Here is a 21,596-nt window from a genome sequence, read left to right as displayed (position 1 = left end):
CTGGCTCTGGCTCTGGCTCTGGCTCTGGCTCTGGCTCTGGCTCTGGCTCTGGCTCTGGCTCTGGCTCTGGCTCTGGCTCTACAGAAGTTTCGTGAGCCGCCGTTTGATCGTCAACCCCCTCTTGATCCTTAAGAGGGCCCACGTTTGCTTCCGCTGGCGGTTCTGCCGGAGAGGCCTTTTTCTCATCATTGGCCTGAGTCTCTTCCTGTTCCCCAGCGCCATCATTCAGGTCAGAATCCGTTAGCAGCGATTCGATATACTCGAATACTACTTTCTTTTGATCAGCCATCAGCTTTCACCTGTCTACGCCGCTCCAGAAGACTACGCAAGAGCTTGGCATACGCATGCACGCCACGGCTGCCGGCATCCATCGACGAGGGAACCAACCCCTTCAGACTTGCGTTGCGGAATTTGGTGTCGACGGGAACTACGGCATTAGAAATTCGCTCCTCGTAACGATTATGCAGTTCACGAAGACTACTCACGGAGGCTTGCGTCCGGCGATCATAAAAGGTCGGAATGATCGTGTATTCCAGTTTATTCCTGCGCGCCCTGTTCACCATCTCGATGGTGCGCACCATGCGCTGCAAGCCTTTGAGTGCGAGAAATTCAGTTTGCACCGGAACCAGCAAATGGCTACAGGCGGCTAAAGCATTGACCATCAAAACGCCCAGAACCGGCGGGCTATCAATTAATACAAAATCATAGTCGCGCTTTTGCGTTGCCAGAGCTTTAGCCACCTGCAGCCCCATCCCCTCCTTACCCACTGCCCGCCGCTCAAGCGTTGCCAAGGCGGTGGATGCCGGAATAAGGTCTATCCCTTCCTGGGTCGTGTTGACGATCAGACTGCGCGTCAGCGATTCATCAATCTGTAACTGTTCAAAGAGGTCGTAAACGCTATGCTCCAGCTCATCCGGATCATATCGGAAATAACTGGTCAGCGATCCATGGGGGTCAAGATCGACCAATAAAACCTTGTAACCGATTTCGGCCAACAGACCGGCCAAAGTGACGACGGTTGTTGTTTTACCGACGCCCCCTTTTTGGTTAGCAACTGCCCACACCTGCATAGATAGCTATTCCTGTTCTTGTTCCGGTCTGGCTTGGCGAAACAGTATGCCGCCTTCGGTCTCGATCTGCTCAAGCACCGGAGGCCCGCTTTGACCCGACTCCGGCTCGGTCAGCATGGTATTAACCGCGTCTTCACTGACCCGGTCACTGCCGTAGGACGACACTGCCCGACGTACTTTTTCATCTCGGGACACCACGATCACAATACGACGATTCAAGCGCCGCCCTTCCGCTGTACGGTTGCTGTAGGCGGGCTGGTACTCGCCGTAACCAACGGCTGCCATCCGCCTGGGATCTACGCCATTCAATTCCAGCAGCCTCACTACAGCCGCCGCTCTGGCAGCCGAAAGCTCCCAGTTCGACGGGAACTGATCAGTCGCTATCGGTTCGTTATCGGTAAACCCCTCTACATGAATCGGGTTTTCCTTGTTCTGGAGCCGATGTGCAATCGCCGCGAGAATCCGGTCTGCAGCGATCGCAGGTATTGCGCCGCCACTCTCGAACAACAAACTCGAGCGCAACTCGATGGCAAACCAAAGGTCGTTACCCGATATTTCAATCTGCCCATCGTCTATCTGATCGATGAAATCGCTTTCCATCAACGCTCGCAAGGAAATCAGCTGCGAGGTTGCCTGCTCACTGGCAGGTTCAACCTTGACCGCTTCCGATTCCTTTAGGGATTCTCCTCCCTCCAGGACACCGCCGCCACCCTCCAACGCCGGCAGCCTGCCCTGCCCTCGCCCAGGCCCTGAAAACACTTCTGAAAGTGACTCTGCCATCGACTTATACTTCTCTTCATTAACCGAAGAGATGGCATACATCACCACAAACAGCGCGAACAGCAGCGTGAGAAAATCGGCCCAGGACAACACCCAACGATCAAGAGGGGGGCCTGACTCAGGAGGTCGACGCCTGGGCATAGCCAGCCTCCAGGTAACCATGCAGCCGTTGCCGAATCACTTCAGGGTTTTGTCCTTCGGCCACATAGACCAACCCATCCATCATCATCTCGTGATACTGCGAACGTTCTTCCACCAGCCGCTTGATCTTGTTGGCTGTCGGTATCAACAGAAGGTTCGCTACCCCGACGCCATAGATTGTGGAGACAAAAGCCGTCGCGATACCTTGGCCCAGCGTATCCGGAGAGCTTAAGTTTGCCATGACTTGGATCAGACCCAGCACGGTACCGATAATGCCCAATGTGGGCGCGTACCCGCCCAGACTCTCGATCACCTTTACCGCCCGCAGGTCTCGCTGTTCGCGCGCAATCAACTCGACTTCCAGCACAGACCGAATCATTTCCGGTGGTCTTCCGTCGGCCAACAACTGCAGCCCGCTGGCGACGAACAGATCATCCTGACGAGACGACTCCGCTTCGAGTGCAATCAACCCCTTTCGGCGAGCGAGCAAGCACCAGCTTCGGAGCTTTTCCATCCCATCCCGAAAATCCGGCTGTTCACTGCGGTAAGCCCAGCCAAACAGCCGCCAGGCACGGTTAAAGTCCTCTCGCGGTGCCTGAATAACAGAGGCCGCAAGCGTCCCTCCGACCACGATCAATGCCGCAGTCGGGTTGTAGAGCTCCTCCAGCTGGCCACCACCAATGTAGTTGCCGCCAATGATAGCCGCCAGGGCGAGCAAGATACCCAGAAAACCGAACATCAGCCCTGCCTTCGCTGCTGCGCCAAGAGGGGACCAATATCGTCCAGATCAAGCACTGCATCGGCGAGTCCGGCGTTTACTACCGCTTGGGGCATGCCATAAATCGTACAACTTTCACGATTCTGGGCCCAAATCGTTGCGCCTTCGCGCTTGAGCAAGCGAGCGCCATCACACCCATCGGCCCCCATGCCCGTGAGTATCAACGCGAGTACCTTTGAACCATAAGCCCGGGCCGCCGACGCATAGGTCACATCCACACTGGGCTTATAGGTGAGTTTCATATCCCCTTCAAGAATCCTGACACGGTCTGACTGACGTGGATCGATCATCATCTGAAGCCCGCCAGGTGCAAGCAATGCAAGGCCCGGCTTGAGCCGGTCACCATCTTCCGCCTCTTTCACCGATATCTTGCACTGCTGATTCAGCCGCTCCGCAAACACCTGGGTAAAGGTCTTGGGCATGTGCTGCACAAGAAGGATCGGGTATCGGAAATCCGCCGGTATCTGCGTCAATATGCGCTGCAACGCAGCCGGTCCTCCGGTAGACGTACCGATGACAACAATTCGACAATCTGGAAAACTGACTCGGGAGGGACTATCGGTTTTTACGTCTCGTTCTGCAGTAGCTCCCCGGGGACGCAATGCCGGCGAAGCCGGCGCCTCGGTCCTCGCACGAGCCGGTGTAACGGATTCAGAACGCCCCCGCGACACAGGCCGTCGCGTACTGTCCGACGCGGATGGGGCTCCGGTTGTACTCCTTGGCTGCGTCCGTTCGGGCCTTGAGGGCTCGTCAGGCCGAAACACCATCGTAGAGCCGGTCGCTGCCCGAGATTTCGGATATCGATGCTCAAAAACCGAACCTGAACGGAACCGACGTGAACTACCAAGCGCCAGAATCCGGTCGATGAGCTGACGCCGAATAGTCTGACTTTTGTCCATCCACGCTCGAATATCCTTGGACAGATAGTCAGCTGCACCCGCCTCAAGGGCTTCCAGCGTCACCCGAGCGCCTTCATGGGTCAGGGATGAAAGCATCAGGACATTAGTGGGGCACTCCCGCATGATTATCCGGACCGCATCGATGCCATTAAGCTGTGGCATTTCAACGTCCATAGTGATCACATCAGGTTTTAAAGCCCTAGCCTTTTCGACGGCTTCCTTGCCATTGACGGCACTTCCGACCACCTCGATACGCTTTTCGTCTCGTAATATCTCTTCGATACGATGGCGAAAAAAACCGGAATCATCAACGATCAATACCCGAATCGTCATTTACCGCTCCCGAACACCGGCAAACGCAGCCGCTCAGTTCTGCCCATAATGTTTAAGCAGGTTCGGAATATCGATAATAAGTGCGATACGACCATCACCGGTAATGGTGGCGCCAGAAAGACCCGGCGTACCGTGCAAAATAGTACCCAGCGGTTTGATAACCACCTCTTCCTGACCCACCAGTTGATCAACGACAAAGCCAACACGCGTTGTACCCACGGTAACTATGACCACATGCCCCTGCTCGGGAAGCGGAGCCGCCTCGTGACCATTGACCAGCCAGCGCTTTAGGTGGAATAGCGGCAACGCTTGCTCACGCACAATAATCGCCTGCTGCCCGTCCACAATATTCGTTTTGGTCAGATCCAGGTTAAATATCTCGTTCACGTTAACCAGCGGCAACGCAAACGCCTGTCCCTCGAGGATTACCATCAGTGTGGGCATAATAGCCAGCGTCAGCGGAACCTGAATCGCTATTCGTGTACCCTGGCCGATCACCGAGTCGATACTGAGTGTGCCGTTAAGCTGGGTAATTTTGGTCTTAACCACATCCATGCCCACACCGCGGCCAGAAACATCGGAGACCTCGGTTTTGGTGGAAAAGCCCGCCTGGAAAATCAGATTAAAGCACTCTTGATCCGTCAAACGGCGCGCCGATTCTGAATCCAGCATGCCGCGTTTGACGGCCAGGTTACGCAGCTTTTCGGGATCCATGCCCGCGCCGTCATCCTGAATGATCAGGAGAATATGATCCCCTTCCTGCTCGGCTGACAGCAGCACATGACCTTCGCGAGGCTTGCCGGCTTTTACACGTTCTTCAGGCGACTCGATACCATGATCAACCGAGTTTCTGACCAAGTGAATAAGCGGATCAGCCAAGGCCTCGACCAGGTTCTTATCAAGATCGGTTTCTTCGCCTCGCAGCTCGAGTTTCACCTCTTTTTTGAGGTTGCGCGACAGGTCACGGATCAGGCGTGGGAAACGACCAAACACCTTTTTAACCGGCTGCATCCGGGTTTTCATCACCGAAGACTGCAAGTCTGCGGTGACCATATCCAACGTCCCCAGCGCCTTGCCCATCTCTTCATCTTCATGGGTTACACCGAGCCGGACCAGGCGGTTACGGACCAAAACCAGCTCGCCAACCATGTTCATGATCTTGTCGAGCAGTCGGGTATCCACACGGACGTTGGTTTCCGGCGCAGCCTTTTGCCCACCCCCTGCACGGCCGCCGGGGGCGGCGGCAGCTGCTTTGGCTGGTTCTGGTGTTTGCTCAGCCACGGGAGCCGGCGCAGGCACAGGATCAGGCGCCTTTTTCACCGCGGTTGCCGGTTTGGGTGCTGCGGCTGGTTCAGCCGGCGAGGACGCAAACGCCCCCTTGCCTTCCGACTGAAGCTGATCGAGCAGATCCTCGAATTCGTCATCGGTAATGAGGTCACTACCACCCGTGCTTTCGCCGCCCTCGGGCGCGCTTGCGTGACTGGCTACAGCATCGTCTTTTTCATTGCCGGGCGCGCCCCCTGGACCATGCAGATCATCAAGCAACGCTTCAAACTCATCCTCGGTAATGAGGTCGTCATCAATCTTACCACCACCGTCACTTGCGGCCTCACTGGAGGCGCCCGCCAGATCGCCCATCAAGGATTCGAAATCATCATTGGGAGTATTTGGATTAGCTGGCAGCTCTTGCGCAGCAGGGGCCGGTTTGGGTGCCGCTTTGGGCGGCTCTGCCGGCTTCGGCGTTGGCGCAGGGCCCGCAGTCACGGCACCACCACGCCCTTCAGCAAAATCAGCCAGTCGCTGGAGCAATGCCGGGTCGGCGTGCTCGGGCTCAATTCCGTTACGAACGGAGTCAAACATGGAGTTGACTGCATCCAACGCCTGCAGCACGACATCCATCAAGTCAGAGGTGACTACCAACTCGCCGTTACGGAGCTGATCAAACAGGTTCTCAGCCTTGTGACAGCACTCGACCATCGCTTCAAGCTGAAGAAAGCCAGCCCCGCCTTTTACGGTATGGAAACCGCGAAAGATTGCATTGAGCAAATCTTTATCGTCAGGACGCTGTTCAAGATCGACGAGCTGCTCCGACAGCTGCTCAAGGATCTCTCCCGCTTCAACGAGAAAGTCTTCGAGAATTTCCTGATCGACATCGAAACTCATAGGGTGCTCCTAATCAAAACCCAAGGCTCGAAAGCAACTCATCCACATCATCCTGATCGCAGGCAACGTTCTTATCACCTTTAGGAATCTGGGGCCCTTCAGCCTGTACGTCTTCTTTTTTCTTAGTCTCTTTTTCACTGCCGCCGTCATCAAGCACGCTGGTCTCGATACCGCTGAGCCGCTCAACCTTGGACGCCATATCCATCAGCTTGACGAGCTGCCCTTCCACCTGCGTCAACAGGGTGATAACACGTCGAATCAGCTGACCGGTAATATCCTGAAACCCCTGCGAGACGAGAATATCTGTCAGCGCAGTACGCAGCTCTTCGATGGTTTTCTCGGATTCGTCCTTCAGCGTACACGTACGGTCATAGACACCGTTCAGAGCTTCGAACTCGCCTTCGAGCTGCCCCACCAACATCAGCAGATCGCGAAAGCGCTCACTCTGAGTATCCAGCCGATCCACCAATGTCAGCGAGTGATCGACACGATCCATTGTTTTATGGGCTGTTTCTTCGGTCAGATCGATCACATAGGAAAGCCTGTCCGATGCGTCGCTCATGGCCGCGCCTGAAGAGGCATCGCTGTCCGCTTTACCGCCATCAAGGTGGCCGCCCACATCAGTGGAAAAGGACTTAATTGCTTCATGCAAGCCACGCGTCAGATGACCGACTTCGTTGTAAAACACTTCGTGACGTGCCGTTTGCAACTGATTGATCAACTCGATCGCCCGAGGCAACTGCCCGGCTTCCAACGCGGCAACCAGCTCTTGGGCTTTCTGTTTCAGCAGCTCCTCCAATCCATCGAGGTCAACTGCGATATCCTGCTCTGCCATCAAGCGCTCCTCAGCTTTTTGCTTAGTCCTGCAGGCGCTCGAAGATCTTGTCGATCTTCTCTTTGAGAACCGCCGCCGTGAACGGTTTGACTACGTAGCCGTTCACGCCGGCCTGGGCGGCGGCAATGATCTGTTCGCGCTTGGCTTCGGCTGTCACCATCAATACGGGGATGTGAGCCAGGTTTGGATCAGCACGGACCTCTTTGATCAGATCAATACCGGTCATGCCTGGCATATTCCAGTCAGTGATCAGGAAATCGATGCGCCCCTGTTTGAGTATGGGCAGCGCCGTTTTGCCGTCATCTGCTTCATCCACGTTGGTGAACCCCAGATCACGCAGCAGGTTTTTGATGATGCGTCTCATCGTAGAAAAATCATCGACGACAAGAATCTTGATGTCTTTCTTCAAGACAGGTTCCCCCGGTTATTAACACTACTCATCAGCGCCCGAGAAGTCATAGACCTCTCATCGCCAATCCCGCAACCTGGATCGAAGCCGGGCTGCGGCCTGACTATGAATCTGGCTTACTCGCGACTCGGTCACTCCGAGCACTTGCCCAATCTCTTTGAGATTGAGCTCTTCATCGTAGTACAACGCCAGTACCAACTTTTCACGCTCAGGCAATCCTTCAATCGCCCCAGCCAACGCAACCCTGAAAGCGCTGCCCTGCAACGCCTCCCCGGGCTCCGGCTCCTCTCCAGCGAACTGCTCCCCCGGAGCATCATCGCCGGACTCCGTCAACTCATCAAGACTGAACAAGCGACTCTCTGCAGAATCCTGCAATAAGCCGTGATAAGTGTCCATGCTCACGCCCAGCTCGGCGGCCACTTCCGTATCAGTGGCATCCCGACCCGTACGTCCCTCAACCTGCGCAATCGCTTCACTGATACGTCGGCCGTTTCGGTGAACCGATCTGGGGGTCCAATCTCCTCGACGCACTTCATCGATGATGGCACCCCGAATCCTAATCCCGGCATAAGTTTCAAAGCTTGCGCCCTTGCCCGGGTCATATTTACCCAGAGCCTCCAGCAATCCAACCATGCCCGCCTGCACCAGGTCTTCCAGCACCACATTGGACGGTAAACGGGCCATGAGATGACGCGCAATCCGCTTTACCAATGGCGCATACTGCTCCACCAGTTCCTGACCTGACCTGAATTCCAGCTGGTTATACATGAAGGCTTCTGCGCGCCGTTTGCTTAAACCCCTTGAACCAGTCGCTCAACAAAAAACTCCAAGTGACCCCGCGACGTTGTCGAGACGGGCCACTCGTCAACCTTGTTGGCGAGCTGCCGGTATGCGAGTGCTGATTTACTTGTCGAAAACGCTTTTAAAACAGGCGTTTGCTTCTGTACAGCTTTGCGCACTGACTCATCATAAGGTATTGAGCCGAGGTATTGAAGCGTGACATCAAGGAACCGATCCGTCACCGTCAATAGTTTGCTGAACATATTGCGTCCTTCCGCTTCGGTGGCAACCATATTCGCCAACACTCGAAATCGACTCATACGATAATCGCGACTGAGCAATTTGATCAACGCGTACGCATCGGTAATGGAGGTCGGCTCATCACAAACGACCACCAGCACTTCCTGCGCCGCCCGAATAAAGCTGACCACGGAGTCCGAAATACCGGCCGCCGTATCCACGATAAGAACATCCAGATCATCAGCGATATCATTGAACGCATGAATCAGCTCAGCATGCTGATGAGCACTGAGAGCTGTCATTTCCTGGGTACCCGAGGACGCGGGCACAATCCAGAAGTTTTCACCCGCCTCTACTAAAACATCGCTGAGCGAGCAGCTCCCTTCCAGAACATCCGCAATATTCTTCTTCGGACGTAAGCCCAGCATCACATCGACGTTGGCCAACCCCAGATCCGCATCCATCAACACGGTGCGTCGCCCCATCTCGCCCAATGCCGCAGACAGATTTACCGACACGTTGGTTTTACCAACCCCGCCTTTACCACCTGTAACCGCAACGACCTTGACCGGGTGTGACTGCTTCATATTCATACTCTGCATCAGCCTGCCCGGAACAGGCGACCTTTATTTCCCTTACCGCCGGCCCGGTTGCGCTCGGTCTCTTTTTGCGCGGTAACCACCGCGCGGCTGACCAGGTCGTGGCGCCGGGCCAGACCAATATCATCTGGGATTTTCTGACCATCTGCCACATAGGCGACGGGTAACTGCTTTTCCACCGCCAGCGTCAATGCCTCACCCAAACTACCCGACTCATCCAGCTTGCTTAGCACACACCCATGAAGACCCAACCCCGAGTATGCCTGCCAGGCATTTTCAAGCAACTGACGCTGACTGGAGCAGGAAAGCACCAGCAATTTTTTGATCCGAACCGAGACACTTTCAAGCATCTCCAGCTGCAGCTGTCCGGCTGGGTCCTGCGCATTCATTCCGGCCGTATCGATCAATACCAAACGTTTACCGCGCAGCGACTGCAACACCTCTTCCAGGCTGTGGTTTTCATCGACAACACGGACCGGCACATCAAGAATTCGCCCAAAGGTCTTGAGCTGCTCGTGCGCTGCAATTCTAAAGCTATCAGTGGTCACCAACGCCAAACTTGAACTGCCGTGCTGCAACACATATCGCGCTGCCAACTTTCCGATCGTCGTTGTTTTGCCAACCCCGGTCGGACCTAGAAACGCCAGCATCCCACCCCGCTCGATCAGCTCCTCGCCAACCACTGGAATCGACTCGGCCAGCCGTGCCAGTGAGTTACGCCATGCCTTATCGATACTTAAGTCCGGCTCAATGGAAGCCAGCAGAGAGCGGGACAGCCTGCCACCTAAGCCAAGCCGTTCAAAGCGACGCTCGAGCTGCTCTTTGTTTCCCCCTGATACCTGATGATCAGACACGCCAAGATCACTCTCGACCTCTGCAGGAGCACGCCGTGCCACTGGCGCGCTTACCGACGCCGGTGGCGCGGCTGGCGCAGAAAGCTGCTGCTCGAGCATCGCCCTGAGCTGATGTATTTCATCCTGCATATTTCGGATCAAGAGATGATCGCCAGACGTTTCCAAAGCCTGGCTGCGAGACGGCTCAAGCTGTGGAGCCCGCACGGATTCTGATCGCCGACGTGGCGGCGGCGAAGGTATGTCGTCATCGAGCCCGGCGGCTGCACGCTCCCGCTGGCGCGCACGCAAAGATTCGAGAATTGACTCAAGCTCGTTATCGTCCTCGGCTTCCAGCTGACGATTCGCGCTACGTGTCACTTCGGACGATGCAACTCCCTCCTGCGCCTTCGCTATATCGAGGCGTGCGCGCTCCAGTTCAGCCGCAAGCATCTCATTCTGACGCTCTTTCTGGCCAGTCAGAATGCGCACCTGCTCGTCCCGACGCCGATCACGTTCGCGCTTCATCTCGCTTTGCGCGGCCTCATACTCCTCCTCCCGGGCAACAACGATCTCCACGCCGCCGGCAACACGGTGGTTGGAAACGATAACAGCGTCAGGCCCGATCTCTTCGCGAACCCGGCGCATCGCTTGACGCATGTCCGGTGCAAATATGCGCTTTACCTTCATAACAGTCCCTTATCGGCCGCCAGGTGGAAAACCGTTAGCCATTTTGCCCCCCAACCGTCGCTACTATGGTGACATTCTTGTTCTCAGGTATCTCCTGATAAGAGAGCACATGTATCTGCTGCTCCCCATATCGGACAAACTTCGCCAACAACGGACGAATGGGCGCCGACACCAGAAGTATAGAGGGTTGCCCTTTCATTTCCTGGTTTTGAGCCGCCTGCGACAGCGACTTCTGCAGCCGTTCCGCCATCCCCGGTTCAAGCACAAGCCCATCCTCACCCTGCTGACGCTGCTGCATGGAACTGAGTAACATCTGCTCCAGCTGCGGGTCGAGCGTAATCACCGGCATATCATCCCCGGAACCATTGACTGTCTGGACGATCAATCGAGCCAGCGACATGCGGACCGCCGCTGTCAGCGCCAGCGGATCCTGAGTCCGGTTGATCGCCTCAGCAAGCGATTCCATGATCGTGCGAAAATCTTTGAGCGGCACTTGCTCCATCAGCAGATTCTGCAGCACTTTTAACAGCACACTGATCGAAAGCTTCTTGGGCACCAGCTCTTCAACCAGCTTCGGCGATTTCTCGGTCAGCATATCAAGCAGTTGCTGGACCTCCTCGTGTCCCAACAACTCGTGAGCATGACTTTGCAGTACCTTGTTGATATGCGTAGCCACTACGGTGCTGGCATCAACCACGGTATACCCCAGCGTCTGCGCACGTTCCTTCTGCGACTTTTCAATCCAGATAGCATCGAGCCCGAATGCCGGATCTTTGACGGCAATACCCTCGACTTTACCGAAAACCTGCCCAGGATCAATCGCCAGCTCTCTGTCCGGATACACCTCCGCCTCACCAACGATAACGCCCATCATCGTAATCCGGTAGGCACCGGGCAATAGATCCAGATTATCCCTGATATGCACTGAGGGCACCAAAAAACCCAGTTCCTGGGACATTTTTTTACGCACACCTTTGATACGACTGAGCAATTGCCCGCCCTGCATCTTGTCGACCATCGGAATCAGGCGATAACCGACCTCCAGCCCCAGCATATCGACCGGCATCACATCATCCCAGCCAAGCTCTTTGGCCTCCTCCTGCGTGTCCTCCTGCGCCTGCTCAGGCAAAGCCTCAGATTCCTGCTGTTCCAGCGCTGACTGGCGGTCGCGATAATTGATATACCAGCCGATGCCAACAGCCACTGCAGCAAGGGAAAGGAACGCAAAATGCGGCATCCCCGGCACGACACCCATAATGGTGAGGATCGCCGCTGAAACATAAAGCGCCCTGGGAGACGCAAACATCTGACGAAACACCTGCTGCCCCATCGCCTCGGACGAGTTCGCCCGGGTGACCATGACCGCAGCAGCGGTAGAGAGCAACAGGGAGGGTATCTGCGCAACCAGACCATCACCGATGGTCAGCAGTGCATAGAACTGCACCGCCTGATCAAAGCTCAGTGAGTGCTGCAACATGCCGATGCCAAAGCCGCCAAACAGATTGATCACCAGAATCAGGATCCCGGCAACCGCATCCCCGCGCACAAACTTTGACGCACCGTCCATGGCACCGTAAAAGTCAGCTTCCTGCGTTACGTCGGCGCGCCGCTCCCTGGCCTCATCTTGGCTGATCAGACCGGCATTAAGGTCCGCATCAATCGCCATCTGCTTGCCGGGCATCGCGTCCAAGGTAAAGCGGGCACTCACCTCCGAAATTCGCCCCGCACCCTTGGTCACCACCACAAAGTTAATGATCAGCAAAATCATGAACACGATGACACCGACGATATAGTTGCCGCCGACCACCACATCGCCGAAGGCCTGGATAACCTTACCGGCCGCTCCCGTACCCTCATGACCATAGAGAAGCACCACACGTGTCGAAGCGACATTGAGCGCTAATCGCAGCAGTGTCGCTGCCAGCAATACCGTGGGAAACACCGCAAAGTCCAGCGGGCGCAGCGCGTAGATCGCAACCAGGAGTACGACGATGGAGAGTGCGATATTGAACGTAAAGAAAACGTCCAACAGGAAAGGCGGCATCGGCAGCGTCACCATCGCCAACACGACAAGCAGCAACAGAGGGATACCGAGATTCCCCTGCGTCAAACTGCGCGCATTATTGATTAAGACAGTGCGGTCCAAAGCGCCCCCAAAAAGTCAAAAAAATGACGAAACACCAAAAAAAATCAAACCGACCACGCGTATAGACGGTTCAGGTGCTTAAAATCATCATTTTTTTGACACTTATAGATCGATCAACGGTAGGTTATGCAAAATTGACACCAGTTATTCCGGATCCACTCTGAGTGAGTCCGGGATCTCGATCTCATCATCGCCAGGCGGCGCTGGCTCGTCGTCCTCCAGACGATCTTTGTAGCGGCGCAATTGATACACGTAGGCCAGAACCTGAGCGACTGATTTATAAAGCCCTACGGGCACCTCATCCCCCACCTCGGAGGCGTGATAGAGGGCCCGGGCCAATGCCGGCGACACAAGTATCGGCACATCATGCTCCTGCGCCAATTCGCGAATTTTCAGGGCGACAAAATCCACTCCCTTGGCGACGATATAGGGCGCATTCCCTCTCGCCTGGTCGTAGCGCACCGCCACGGAGTAATGCGTCGGGTTGGTAATCACCACATCAGCCTCCGGCACGTCCTGCATCATGCGCCGCTGAGACATCTCCCGCTGCAGCTGACGAATGCGCCCTTTAACCTCAGGCTTACCTTCGGTGTTTTTCATTTCATCCTTGACTTCCTGCAGCGTCATTTTCAGCTTCTTGGTATAGCTGTAGACCTGAAAAGGCACATCCACGACCGAGATCAGAATCATTGCCGCACTCATCAGCAAGAAAGACCAGGCCAGGATATCCACTGCATGGACCATCGCCAGTTCGATATTTTGTTTGGCCAATGAGGTCAGTTCCGGCCGATCCATCAACAGAACAACCACCGCGACGGTGCCAACCACCAAAAACTTGGCCAGCCCCTTGAAAAGCTCGGCCAGCGCATTCAGCGAAAACATCCGCTTGAGGCCGGACAGTGGGTTGATGCGACTCCCCTTAGGCTGCAGCGCCTGACCGCTGAAGTTCCAGCCACCAAGCGCTATCGGGCCGACCAAAGCCGCGATAACCAATAACAGGAACAATCCCCACAGACTGAGAAAGCTCTCAAAAAGCGACTGCACCAGATAGGCGACCATCTGAGAAGGATCGCTGATTGTCTGCTTATCGAGGTCAAAGTTGAAGATCATCATGGCGGCCATCTGCCGTGCCACCTGCTCGCCAAAGATATAGGCCGAAGCCGCAGCAGCCATCAAAAGAACGGTTGTAGTCAGCTCTTTTGATCGGGGAACGTCACCCTTTTCCCTGGCCTCACGGAGCCGCTTGGCCGTCGGCTCTTCCGACTTTTCCTGACCCGTTTCTTCAGCCACCGCGACCGGCCTCCCGAATCACGTTACCAATCAGCTCCAGCACCGCTTCGGCAAACCCGGCATACTGGCTGCCAAAGCCGGTCAGAGACGCCCAGACAATGAAGATACCCAGCACCATCGTGAACGGGAAACCAATGGCAAAAATATTCAGTTGGGGAGCCGCCTTGGTCATGATTCCAAATGCAAAGTTAACCACCAGAAGCGACGTGATCGCCGGCAAAGCCATCAGCATCCCCGCAGAAAAAAGCCAGCCACCGGCCAGCGCTATGCGGTAAAGGTTCGATAGCGGCAACGCATCACCGATCGGTAACACCTCAAAACTCATGGCAAGGATTTCAAAAATCACCAAATGACCGTCCATCGCCAAGAACAGCAACATCACCATCATCAGGTAAAACTGCCCCAGCACCACCACCGATGTACCGTTGGCCGGATCGGTCATCGATGCAAAGCCCAGACCCATCTGGTTGGCGATCAACTGCCCCCCTACCGCAAAAGTTTCCATCAGAATATGCAGGGTAAAGCCAATGACCGTACCGATGACAATTTGCTCCGCAATCAGCACCCATACCTGCCCTGACAGACCATCATACTCGGGAACCACGGGTAATACCGGGAATAGCACAGCAGTCATCGCCAAAGCGAGTCCCAGGCGGATACGCACCGGCACCAGCTGGGTGCCGATCATCGGCATTGTCATGAGTACCGACGCAATTCGAAACAGCGGCAGGAGCGCTTGCGCCACAAGCTGCTCCAGATCGGCCAGGCCAAACTCCACGGCCTAGCCTATTAGCCTGGGAATATTCATGAAGAGAAATTCAAACTGGTCCATCAACTTGATCACAATCCAAGGACCAAACGCCATCAAGGCAAGCAGAGTCACAATCAAACGGGGAAGAAAACTGAGGGTTTGCTCGTTAATCTGAGTCGCGGCCTGAAAAACAGAAACGATCAGACCAACAATCAAACCGGGAACAACGATAGCGGAAACGATCAGCACCACCGTCCAAATCGCACTTCCAAAAAGATCCAGAACCGCACCGGTGGTCATATTCCCCCCCTATACGCCGAAACTTGCGGCCAACGTCCCCATCACCATAGCCCATCCATCGACCAAGACGAATAACATGATTTTGAACGGCAGAGAAATAATAACCGGGGACAACATCATCATCCCCATCGCCATCAAAACACTGGCCACCACAAGATCGATAACCAGGAAAGGTATGAACAACATGAAGCCGATCTGAAAGGCAGTCTTCAACTCGCTGGTCACAAATGCCGGCACCAGGACAGTTAGCGGGATATCATCAGTCGATTCCACAGCCGGCGTATCAGAGATACGCATAAAAAGATCCAGGTCGTTTTCCCGGGTGTTGCCGATCATGAATTGGTGAAAAGGCGCACGCGCCGCCCGGAGCGCATCCATGGTGCTTAACTCTTCATTCAAGTAAGGCTGAACCGCCTGCTCATTCACTCGATCCAGAACAGGAGTCATGATGAATAGCGACAGAAACAGTGCAAGACCAATCAAAACTTGATTAGAGGGCGTCTGCTGAAGGCCCAGCGCCTGCCGGAGAATCGATAATACAATGATGATGCGCGTGAACGAACTCATCATCAAAACCACCGCCGGCAGAAATGTCAGCAGCGTCATCAGCGCAAGGATCTGAATGGTCACGCTGTAGTTGGTCGTGCCATCCTCGCCGGTCACCATCGTAACCGCCGGTACTCCTTGCTCAGCGCCCAGGACACTCGTGCTGAGCATTAAAAACAAGACAGCCAGCGACGCTCTCATGGCTTACCGCTCCGCTGCTTTACGACCTCGGCCAGACGTTTGGAGAACGCACCCTCCGGCGCTTTGCGGGGTTCGATAACCGGGGAATCAAAACGCTGCAAAAGCGTCACCTGCTGATGACTGACACCCAGCAAAAGCTGCTCTTCGCCCACCTGTATAAGCACGGCGCGTTCCCGCTGCCCCAGGGGTAAAACAGCCACTACCTGCATGCCCGACCGCTGGCCCGGTACGAGGTTGATACGACGGGCCAGCCAAGCCAGCACCAGAATCAGTGCAACGACAGCACCCAACCCCAGTACCATCTCCAGCACGGCCAACGAACTGACTGGCTCGGGCATACCGGTCGGTGCTCCCTGCTCTTTTTCCGCCGCGCGGGCAAGCGGTATGAATAAAGCGATCAGAAACGCTCCATACCGCATCACTTGAGCCGCCGAATCCGTTCCTGGGGGCTGATCACATCGGTCAGACGAATGCCATAGCGATCATTCACCACCACGACCTCGCCATGGGCGATGAGGGTACCATTAATTTTCACATCCAGCGGCTCACCCGCCACACGATCAAGCTCGATCACGGACCCTTGATTAAGCTGGAGCAGATTTCGAATCGGTATCTCCGTTCCACCAACCTCCATGGTCATCCGGACCGGGATATCCAGAATGACGTCAAGCTTCGGGTCGTTGACCGGGATCGACTCATCTTTCAGTTCATCCAGGTCGACAGGCTGGGCACCCTCATCACTGATCGCCTCGCCCTCACTGGCATCTCCGGTTTGCTCTTCCAGAGCTGCGGCCCACTCGTCAGCCAACGCCTGTTGATCTTGATCGTTATTTTCGTCACTCACGCTATAAATCTCCGCAGACGACGCTTACTCGGGCTGCTGTTGATGCTTATCCAGAATTTTGAGTGCCAGATTACCACGAGAGGTACCCAGCTGGCAGTTATAGATAGGCACACCGTGGGCATACATCACCAGCTTTTCCTGCATTTCCACCGGAATAATGTCGCCCGCCTCAAACTCCATAACATCTCGCAACGTCATTTCGCGCTCTGCAACCACGACATTGACATCCAGGGGGGCCAGCATCACATCCCGGTTCAACGCAGTACGCCAACGCTCATCCTGGTGGTCCTCGGTATTCTGATACCCTGACACCAATACCTCGCGCAACGGCTCCAGCATGGCATAGGGCAGGGTAACATGGAGCTCCCCGGTGCCCCCCTCCAGATCGACCTGAAAGGTACTGACCACAACCACCTCTGTGGGGTTGACGATATTTGCCATCGCCGGGTTAACCTCGGAACCAACGTGCTCGAACTTAATATCAAGGACCGGTTTCCAGGCTTCTTCCAAGTCCACAAACAGCTGCATCAGCGTCTTGTAAACCAAACGCGTCTCTGTAGGCGTGAACTCACGCCCTTCGATTTTGGCATGCCGACCATCACCACCGAAAAACTGGTCAACCAGTTTGAAAACCAGTTTGGCATCCATGATGAACAGGCCGGTCCCGCGCAATGGGTTCACTTTTACCAGCGTCATACTGGTCGGCACGTAAAGCGTATGGATATAGTCCCCATACTTCATAACCTGTATACCACTAACGGTCACGTCAGCCGTTCTGCGCAACAGGTTAAACAGGCTGATACGGGTATGACGGGCAAAACGCTCATTGATCATTTCGAGCGTTGGCATCCGGCCACGGACAATACGCTCATGGCTCGCTAAATCATAACTGCGGACCCCGTCTTCATCTTCCGGGGCCTCCTCGTCAGCCGTTTCTACGTCACCATCATCGACGCCATGCAAAAGGGCATCAATCTCGTCCTGTGACAGCAGATCTTTGACTGACATCGCTTCCGCTCCGCCTACTGCATTACTAAGTTGGTAAAGAGAATCGTTTCAATGCCTGGACGACCAATCTTGTCCTGCATGATCGACTGAACCGTTTGGGTGGCCTGCTCACGCATAGCCCGCTTGCCCTCAATTGTCATCAGCGTTTCAAACTTCTGAGTCGAGAACAGTGTGTTAAGTCGCGCCACGACCAGCGGCATATGCAATTCAAGCGCATCAACCACTTCCTGATCCCGGCTCTTGGCCTCGACATAGGCCTGCATGTAATGGCGAGCCTCATCATCAGACTGCAGCGTAACGACAAACATCGGCTTGCCTTCCAGTGTCCGAATCTTGGTATAGATTGCATCCTTACGCGCAGGCTCAGCCGATGCCGTCTCCTCTGGCGACGGATCTCCACCCAACAGGAAAAATGCCGCAGCTCCACCACCCCCGAGCACAATCAAGAGCGCCAGCACGATAATAATGATCAGCTTTTTCTTCGACTTCCCGCCGCCCTGCTCGGCCGAGTCCTTTTCAGCTTCTTCAGCCATAATCCCCTCGTAGAACCTTCTTAGCACACGGCACAATTGACCGCCCGCTCAAATCAGGGGACTAATATAACACACTGTTTTTAGTGCTGAAGCCTCAGGCGTAATAGTCTACCAAGCCGACCGGTACAGACTGCGCAGTGGCCGGGACGTCTGCAGCGCCTTCATCGCCCGCGTACTGCCCACCTCGACCACCGCCCCGCCGATCAGGAGAGTCGTCATTGCGTTCCCGGGTAGACTGGTCGGATACCGTCGACTGGTTCAAATCCAACCCTTGCTCCGAAAACATTTCCCGCAGCCGGGGCATCTGCTGCTCGAGTGCATCCCGCACAGCCGCATTCGGCGAGGTAAAGGTCACACTAACCTGATCACCGTGACCAATATGAACCCGGATCTGCATTGCACCCAACTCCGGAGGATCAAGCTGTATCTCGGCCGAACGCGGGCCGTACTGGGCCATCATGACCGCACGCTGCCCCATTGCCCGCCCCCAGGCCGGGTCTTGGAGACGCTGGGCCATCGCTAAAGTACCAGCCGCCACCTCAGCCCTTTGGCTAAGGGCAGGAGCCGAATTGGACGCCTGTTGCTGAGCTGTGAGGCTGGCAGTGCTTTCATTTATCTGCCGAGCCTCGCCACCAAGACTAGGTACCGTGCGGCCAGGCTGAGCAGCGGAAGTAGACGGTTCGCCATCATTCGCCACTGATGCGGGCACTCCCGGCGTCGAGGGACCTTGAGGATCAACTGAGGGGCGCGTCCCGACTTGCTGAGAGGCACCAACATTTGCCTGACGATGACTACCGCCCGAATCAGACTGGTTTGTATTCACCGGCGCTCTAGCAAGCTGATCTAAATTGTTTACAACCGTATCCCTAGCGGTCAAAGAACGCTCTGACGATATGCCCATAGCAGCGCCATCTTTAGATACCTGCACGGCAGACACGCTAGTTGGCCGCTCATCCTTTTGGGTAGAAGAGGAGGATTGATGATTCACATCAGGCCTTCCCTGTAGCACCACAGATTCCTGCTGCTCATTTTGCGCTGACTCCACCTCCGCTACCGGGTTTGCTGTCGATCTCTCCTCAGGCTTCAGTGCTGCAGTATCTGGCTCACGCCTCTCGACCCTGGTAGATTGCTCATCTCCACCTCCCGCTCGAACAACACGAGATGCGTCTTCAAAACTGACACTACCGACCTCGGAGGATCGCCTAGCCAAATCAGGCGTCTCAGACTTAGCCTCAACAGATGAAGATGCCGCCGACCTAGCCTCCGGTTCTGCCTTAGCTCCTCTCGGAGACTCGCCAAGAAGAACCTCGGACTGTGCCCGATCAGCAGACACCCTACTGTCGTTATTGTCCTTACTCTGACCTCGCGACTGAGTCGCCAGCTCCTCAGTAACATGTTTCGCCGAATTGCCCGAAACGTCAGGACGAGCATATTTAGCCTCAGATTCTGTCATTGGTGCCAATACGCCCTCATTCCGAGAAGCATCGACGAACCGCTCGGCTTGCGCAGCCGCAGCTGGACGGGATACGGTTTCAACCGCATTACTCTGACCCTGAATCTTTTGGGCTAATTTATCCTCACGAGCGCTTACCGAAGAAGCAGATACGACTTCTGCGGGTTGCACACCCATCCGACCTTCAACTCTCAGCGAGACCGGCACCGAGCCACTTTCTTGAGTCTGCACTGCTCTGTCCGCAGAACCTAACCCGTTACCAGTTTGACGGGCATTATTTGGCGTACGCTCAGCGTTTCCCGTCGGCTGCTCTGTAAATCTACCTGATGAAGTTTGACGTGTATTGTTTGTAGTACGTTCAGCATTTGCCGACAGCGGATCAGTAGACATACCTGATGAAGTTTGACGCGTGTAGATTGTAGTACGTCCAGCGTTCACCGACGGCTGATCATTATATCTACCGGATGGGGTTTGAGGCGTATTGCTTGGCGTAATCTTAGCGTTGCCCGTCGGCTGCTCAGCAGATTTACCGGATGAAGCTTGACGCGTATTGTTTGGCGCATGTACAGCGTTTACCGCCGGCCGCTCAGGAGACATACCTGATGAAGTTTGGCGGCCGTTGTTTAGCCTATGTTCAGCACCTGCCAACGACTGATCAGTAGATACACCGGTTGAAGTTTGACGGGTATCACTTGGCGTAAGCTCAGCGTTTCCCGTCGGCTGCTCAGCAGATTTACCTGATGCCCCCCCTAAAGAAGCTTGCTTTTGCGCGGAAGCAGACATATGTTCGGACTCAATTACCTGAACCTTACCACTACTCAGGACAGTCCTCTCCGGGGCACGGTTTGACTGGCGACGACTCTCTGTGACATCACTAGCGACAGAACCGCTTGCAACAGGCTTCTGCTGAGTGAACCGATTACTAGCCTGAGGCACAGCATCAGTGCGCTGTGCGCTCGCTTGCCCACCTACCGCAGAGACTGTTGCCCTGAACTGACTTTGCCCGAAGGCACCACCGTCACCAACACGCGCTGAAAGGTTAGCATCCGCCGCTTTAGAAGAAGCTGAAGCCTCAGACTTCCGGCCCACTCGATTGGGAACCGGCCTTGTAACCTGGATATCGGCTTTTTCCCCGCGCTGATCGGCCTTTCCCGCTCCATCACTGCCCATGAGCGGGCGCTCCAACCCACCATTGGAAGCAGGGCCCGCCCCAGCAGAACCACTGTCCCCCCCCCCTCTTTGACTTCGAGCAAGAGGTTCATCCACCTCAGCTGAGCTCAAACCTTTCGGAGCCCGCACCTGAGCCTGAGCTATATCAGCCTGCTGCTCCGAGCTACCACGCGAATGCTCAGCGGTCCTGCTAGGCTGACTGGCAATTAGCGCCGCAACCTGCCGACCATCTATCTCCGCGGCAGTTGCACGCCCCTCTCGAGGCACTTCTCGCTCGTGCTCATCCTCTATCGAATCACCCGAGGAAGCGACTGCTCTATCCTCAGCTAGCACCAATTTTTCAGGAGACTTACTCTCGATTGCGCCATTATCTGCACCGCCCTCTTTGCCCGTATGCGTTGTGCCTGCCCTATCAATAACACCCGCCCCCTCTGCACTGGCACCAGCTACAGAGCCCACTCCCTTAGACGAAACATCGTTCGATCCACGGGTCTGATTACCTGTAGCGGGCGACACTTTAGACACAGCCAGACTATCAACATGCTGCACAGTAGGCTGAGTGTTGTATTCGGAGTTATTGACAATATAGGGATGGGGTTCACTAACAGCTACTGGTCGCTGCCCTTGCGCCGTTGACTGCTGTTCGGGTGATGGATTGGTGGTTGGTACCCGATCTCTCGCCTGCGCGGTTTCAGCTTCCGCCGGGCTCTGACCTTGAACTCGATGCGCGTTGCCATTTCCCCACTCTTCCCGAGTTTCGCGCACGCGGGCATCCGCTGATCCCACAGCATCTTCCCCCTCTGCACC

20 protein-coding genes are annotated in these 21,596 nt (G+C 55.4%); all 20 read right to left on the bottom strand.

All coding sequences use genetic code 11. The annotated features are described in order from the left end of the window. Positions 1–281: 281 nt before the first annotated feature. Entirely contained in the window at positions 282–1,070 is a 789-nt protein-coding gene (locus G403_RS0103250) for a ParA family protein (protein ID WP_027852714.1), read from the bottom strand. A gap of 6 nt (positions 1,071–1,076) precedes the next feature. Next, on the bottom strand, positions 1,077–1,991 hold the full coding sequence (locus tag G403_RS0103245; RefSeq protein ID WP_027852713.1) for an OmpA family protein: 915 nt from the start codon (positions 1,989–1,991) through the stop codon (positions 1,077–1,079). Continuing rightward, positions 1,969–2,730, bottom strand: a complete 762-nt coding sequence (locus G403_RS0103240) for a flagellar motor protein (RefSeq protein ID WP_027852712.1) — start codon at positions 2,728–2,730, stop codon at positions 1,969–1,971. Before G403_RS0103240 ends, G403_RS0103245 begins: the two co-directional genes overlap by 23 nt. After that, positions 2,730–4,001, bottom strand: coding sequence for a protein-glutamate methylesterase/protein-glutamine glutaminase (locus tag G403_RS0103235; protein WP_027852711.1), 1,272 nt, complete (start codon positions 3,999–4,001; stop codon positions 2,730–2,732). The genes G403_RS0103240 and G403_RS0103235 overlap by 1 nt, the downstream gene beginning before the upstream one ends. A gap of 33 nt (positions 4,002–4,034) precedes the next feature. After that, a complete protein-coding gene (locus tag G403_RS0103230) occupies positions 4,035–6,164 on the bottom strand; it encodes a chemotaxis protein CheA (RefSeq protein WP_027852710.1) in 2,130 nt (709 codons plus the stop codon). Positions 6,165–6,177: 13 nt separating this feature from the next. After that, on the bottom strand, positions 6,178–6,999 hold the full coding sequence (locus tag G403_RS0103225) for a protein phosphatase CheZ (RefSeq protein ID WP_036232430.1): 822 nt from the start codon (positions 6,997–6,999) through the stop codon (positions 6,178–6,180). Positions 7,000–7,021: 22 nt separating this feature from the next. Then, a complete protein-coding gene (gene cheY, locus G403_RS0103220) occupies positions 7,022–7,408 on the bottom strand; it encodes a chemotaxis response regulator CheY (protein ID WP_027852708.1) in 387 nt (128 codons plus the stop codon). 57 nt (positions 7,409–7,465) lie between these two features. After that, the gene (locus G403_RS0103215) at positions 7,466–8,176 is read right to left on the bottom strand and encodes an RNA polymerase sigma factor FliA (RefSeq protein ID WP_027852707.1); all 711 of its coding nucleotides are present in this window, start codon (positions 8,174–8,176) and stop codon (positions 7,466–7,468) included. A 23-nt stretch (positions 8,177–8,199) separates the two neighbouring features. Beyond that, positions 8,200–9,015, bottom strand: a complete 816-nt coding sequence (locus G403_RS0103210) for a MinD/ParA family protein (protein WP_027852706.1) — start codon at positions 9,013–9,015, stop codon at positions 8,200–8,202. A 14-nt stretch (positions 9,016–9,029) separates the two neighbouring features. Beyond that, positions 9,030–10,547 carry a flagellar biosynthesis GTPase FlhF gene (flhF, locus tag G403_RS0103205; protein ID WP_027852705.1) on the bottom strand — a complete coding sequence of 506 codons (1,518 nt, stop codon included), beginning with the start codon at positions 10,545–10,547 and terminating at the stop codon, positions 9,030–9,032. A gap of 34 nt (positions 10,548–10,581) precedes the next feature. Beyond that, positions 10,582–12,693 (bottom strand): flagellar biosynthesis protein FlhA, encoded by a 2,112-nt coding sequence (flhA, locus tag G403_RS0103200; protein ID WP_027852704.1) that lies wholly within the window; start codon positions 12,691–12,693, stop codon positions 10,582–10,584. Between the two features lie 144 nt (positions 12,694–12,837). Continuing rightward, positions 12,838–13,983: a flagellar biosynthesis protein FlhB gene (gene flhB, locus G403_RS0103195; protein ID WP_027852703.1), complete on the bottom strand. Its 1,146-nt coding sequence runs from the start codon at positions 13,981–13,983 to the stop codon at positions 12,838–12,840. Continuing rightward, positions 13,976–14,761, bottom strand: a complete 786-nt coding sequence (gene fliR / locus G403_RS0103190; protein ID WP_051298484.1) for a flagellar biosynthetic protein FliR — start codon at positions 14,759–14,761, stop codon at positions 13,976–13,978. Before fliR ends, flhB begins: the two co-directional genes overlap by 8 nt. A gap of 3 nt (positions 14,762–14,764) precedes the next feature. Continuing rightward, a complete protein-coding gene (fliQ, locus tag G403_RS0103185; RefSeq protein ID WP_027852701.1) occupies positions 14,765–15,034 on the bottom strand; it encodes a flagellar biosynthesis protein FliQ in 270 nt (89 codons plus the stop codon). A 9-nt stretch (positions 15,035–15,043) separates the two neighbouring features. Next, on the bottom strand, positions 15,044–15,781 hold the full coding sequence (gene fliP / locus G403_RS0103180) for a flagellar type III secretion system pore protein FliP (protein ID WP_027852700.1): 738 nt from the start codon (positions 15,779–15,781) through the stop codon (positions 15,044–15,046). After that, complete coding sequence (fliO, locus tag G403_RS0103175) at positions 15,778–16,119, bottom strand: flagellar biosynthetic protein FliO (RefSeq protein WP_027852699.1); 342 nt, start codon at positions 16,117–16,119, stop codon at positions 15,778–15,780. Before fliO ends, fliP begins: the two co-directional genes overlap by 4 nt. Before the next feature lie 80 nt (positions 16,120–16,199). Beyond that, entirely contained in the window at positions 16,200–16,625 is a 426-nt protein-coding gene (gene fliN, locus G403_RS0103170) for a flagellar motor switch protein FliN (protein ID WP_027852698.1), read from the bottom strand. Between the two features lie 24 nt (positions 16,626–16,649). Beyond that, the gene (gene fliM / locus G403_RS0103165; protein WP_027852697.1) at positions 16,650–17,633 is read right to left on the bottom strand and encodes a flagellar motor switch protein FliM; all 984 of its coding nucleotides are present in this window, start codon (positions 17,631–17,633) and stop codon (positions 16,650–16,652) included. A 14-nt stretch (positions 17,634–17,647) separates the two neighbouring features. After that, positions 17,648–18,166, bottom strand: a complete 519-nt coding sequence (locus G403_RS0103160; protein WP_027852696.1) for a flagellar basal body-associated FliL family protein — start codon at positions 18,164–18,166, stop codon at positions 17,648–17,650. A gap of 94 nt (positions 18,167–18,260) precedes the next feature. Further along, a complete protein-coding gene (locus tag G403_RS25435; RefSeq protein ID WP_169719879.1) occupies positions 18,261–18,683 on the bottom strand; it encodes a flagellar hook-length control protein FliK in 423 nt (140 codons plus the stop codon). Positions 18,684–21,596: the final 2,913 nt, after the last annotated feature.

The sequence above is a fragment of the Marinobacterium litorale DSM 23545 genome (assembly GCF_000428985.1).
Classification (GTDB): Bacteria; Pseudomonadota; Gammaproteobacteria; order Pseudomonadales; family Balneatricaceae; genus Marinobacterium_D; species Marinobacterium_D litorale.
This window is presented reverse-complemented; position numbering and strand designations above follow the sequence as displayed.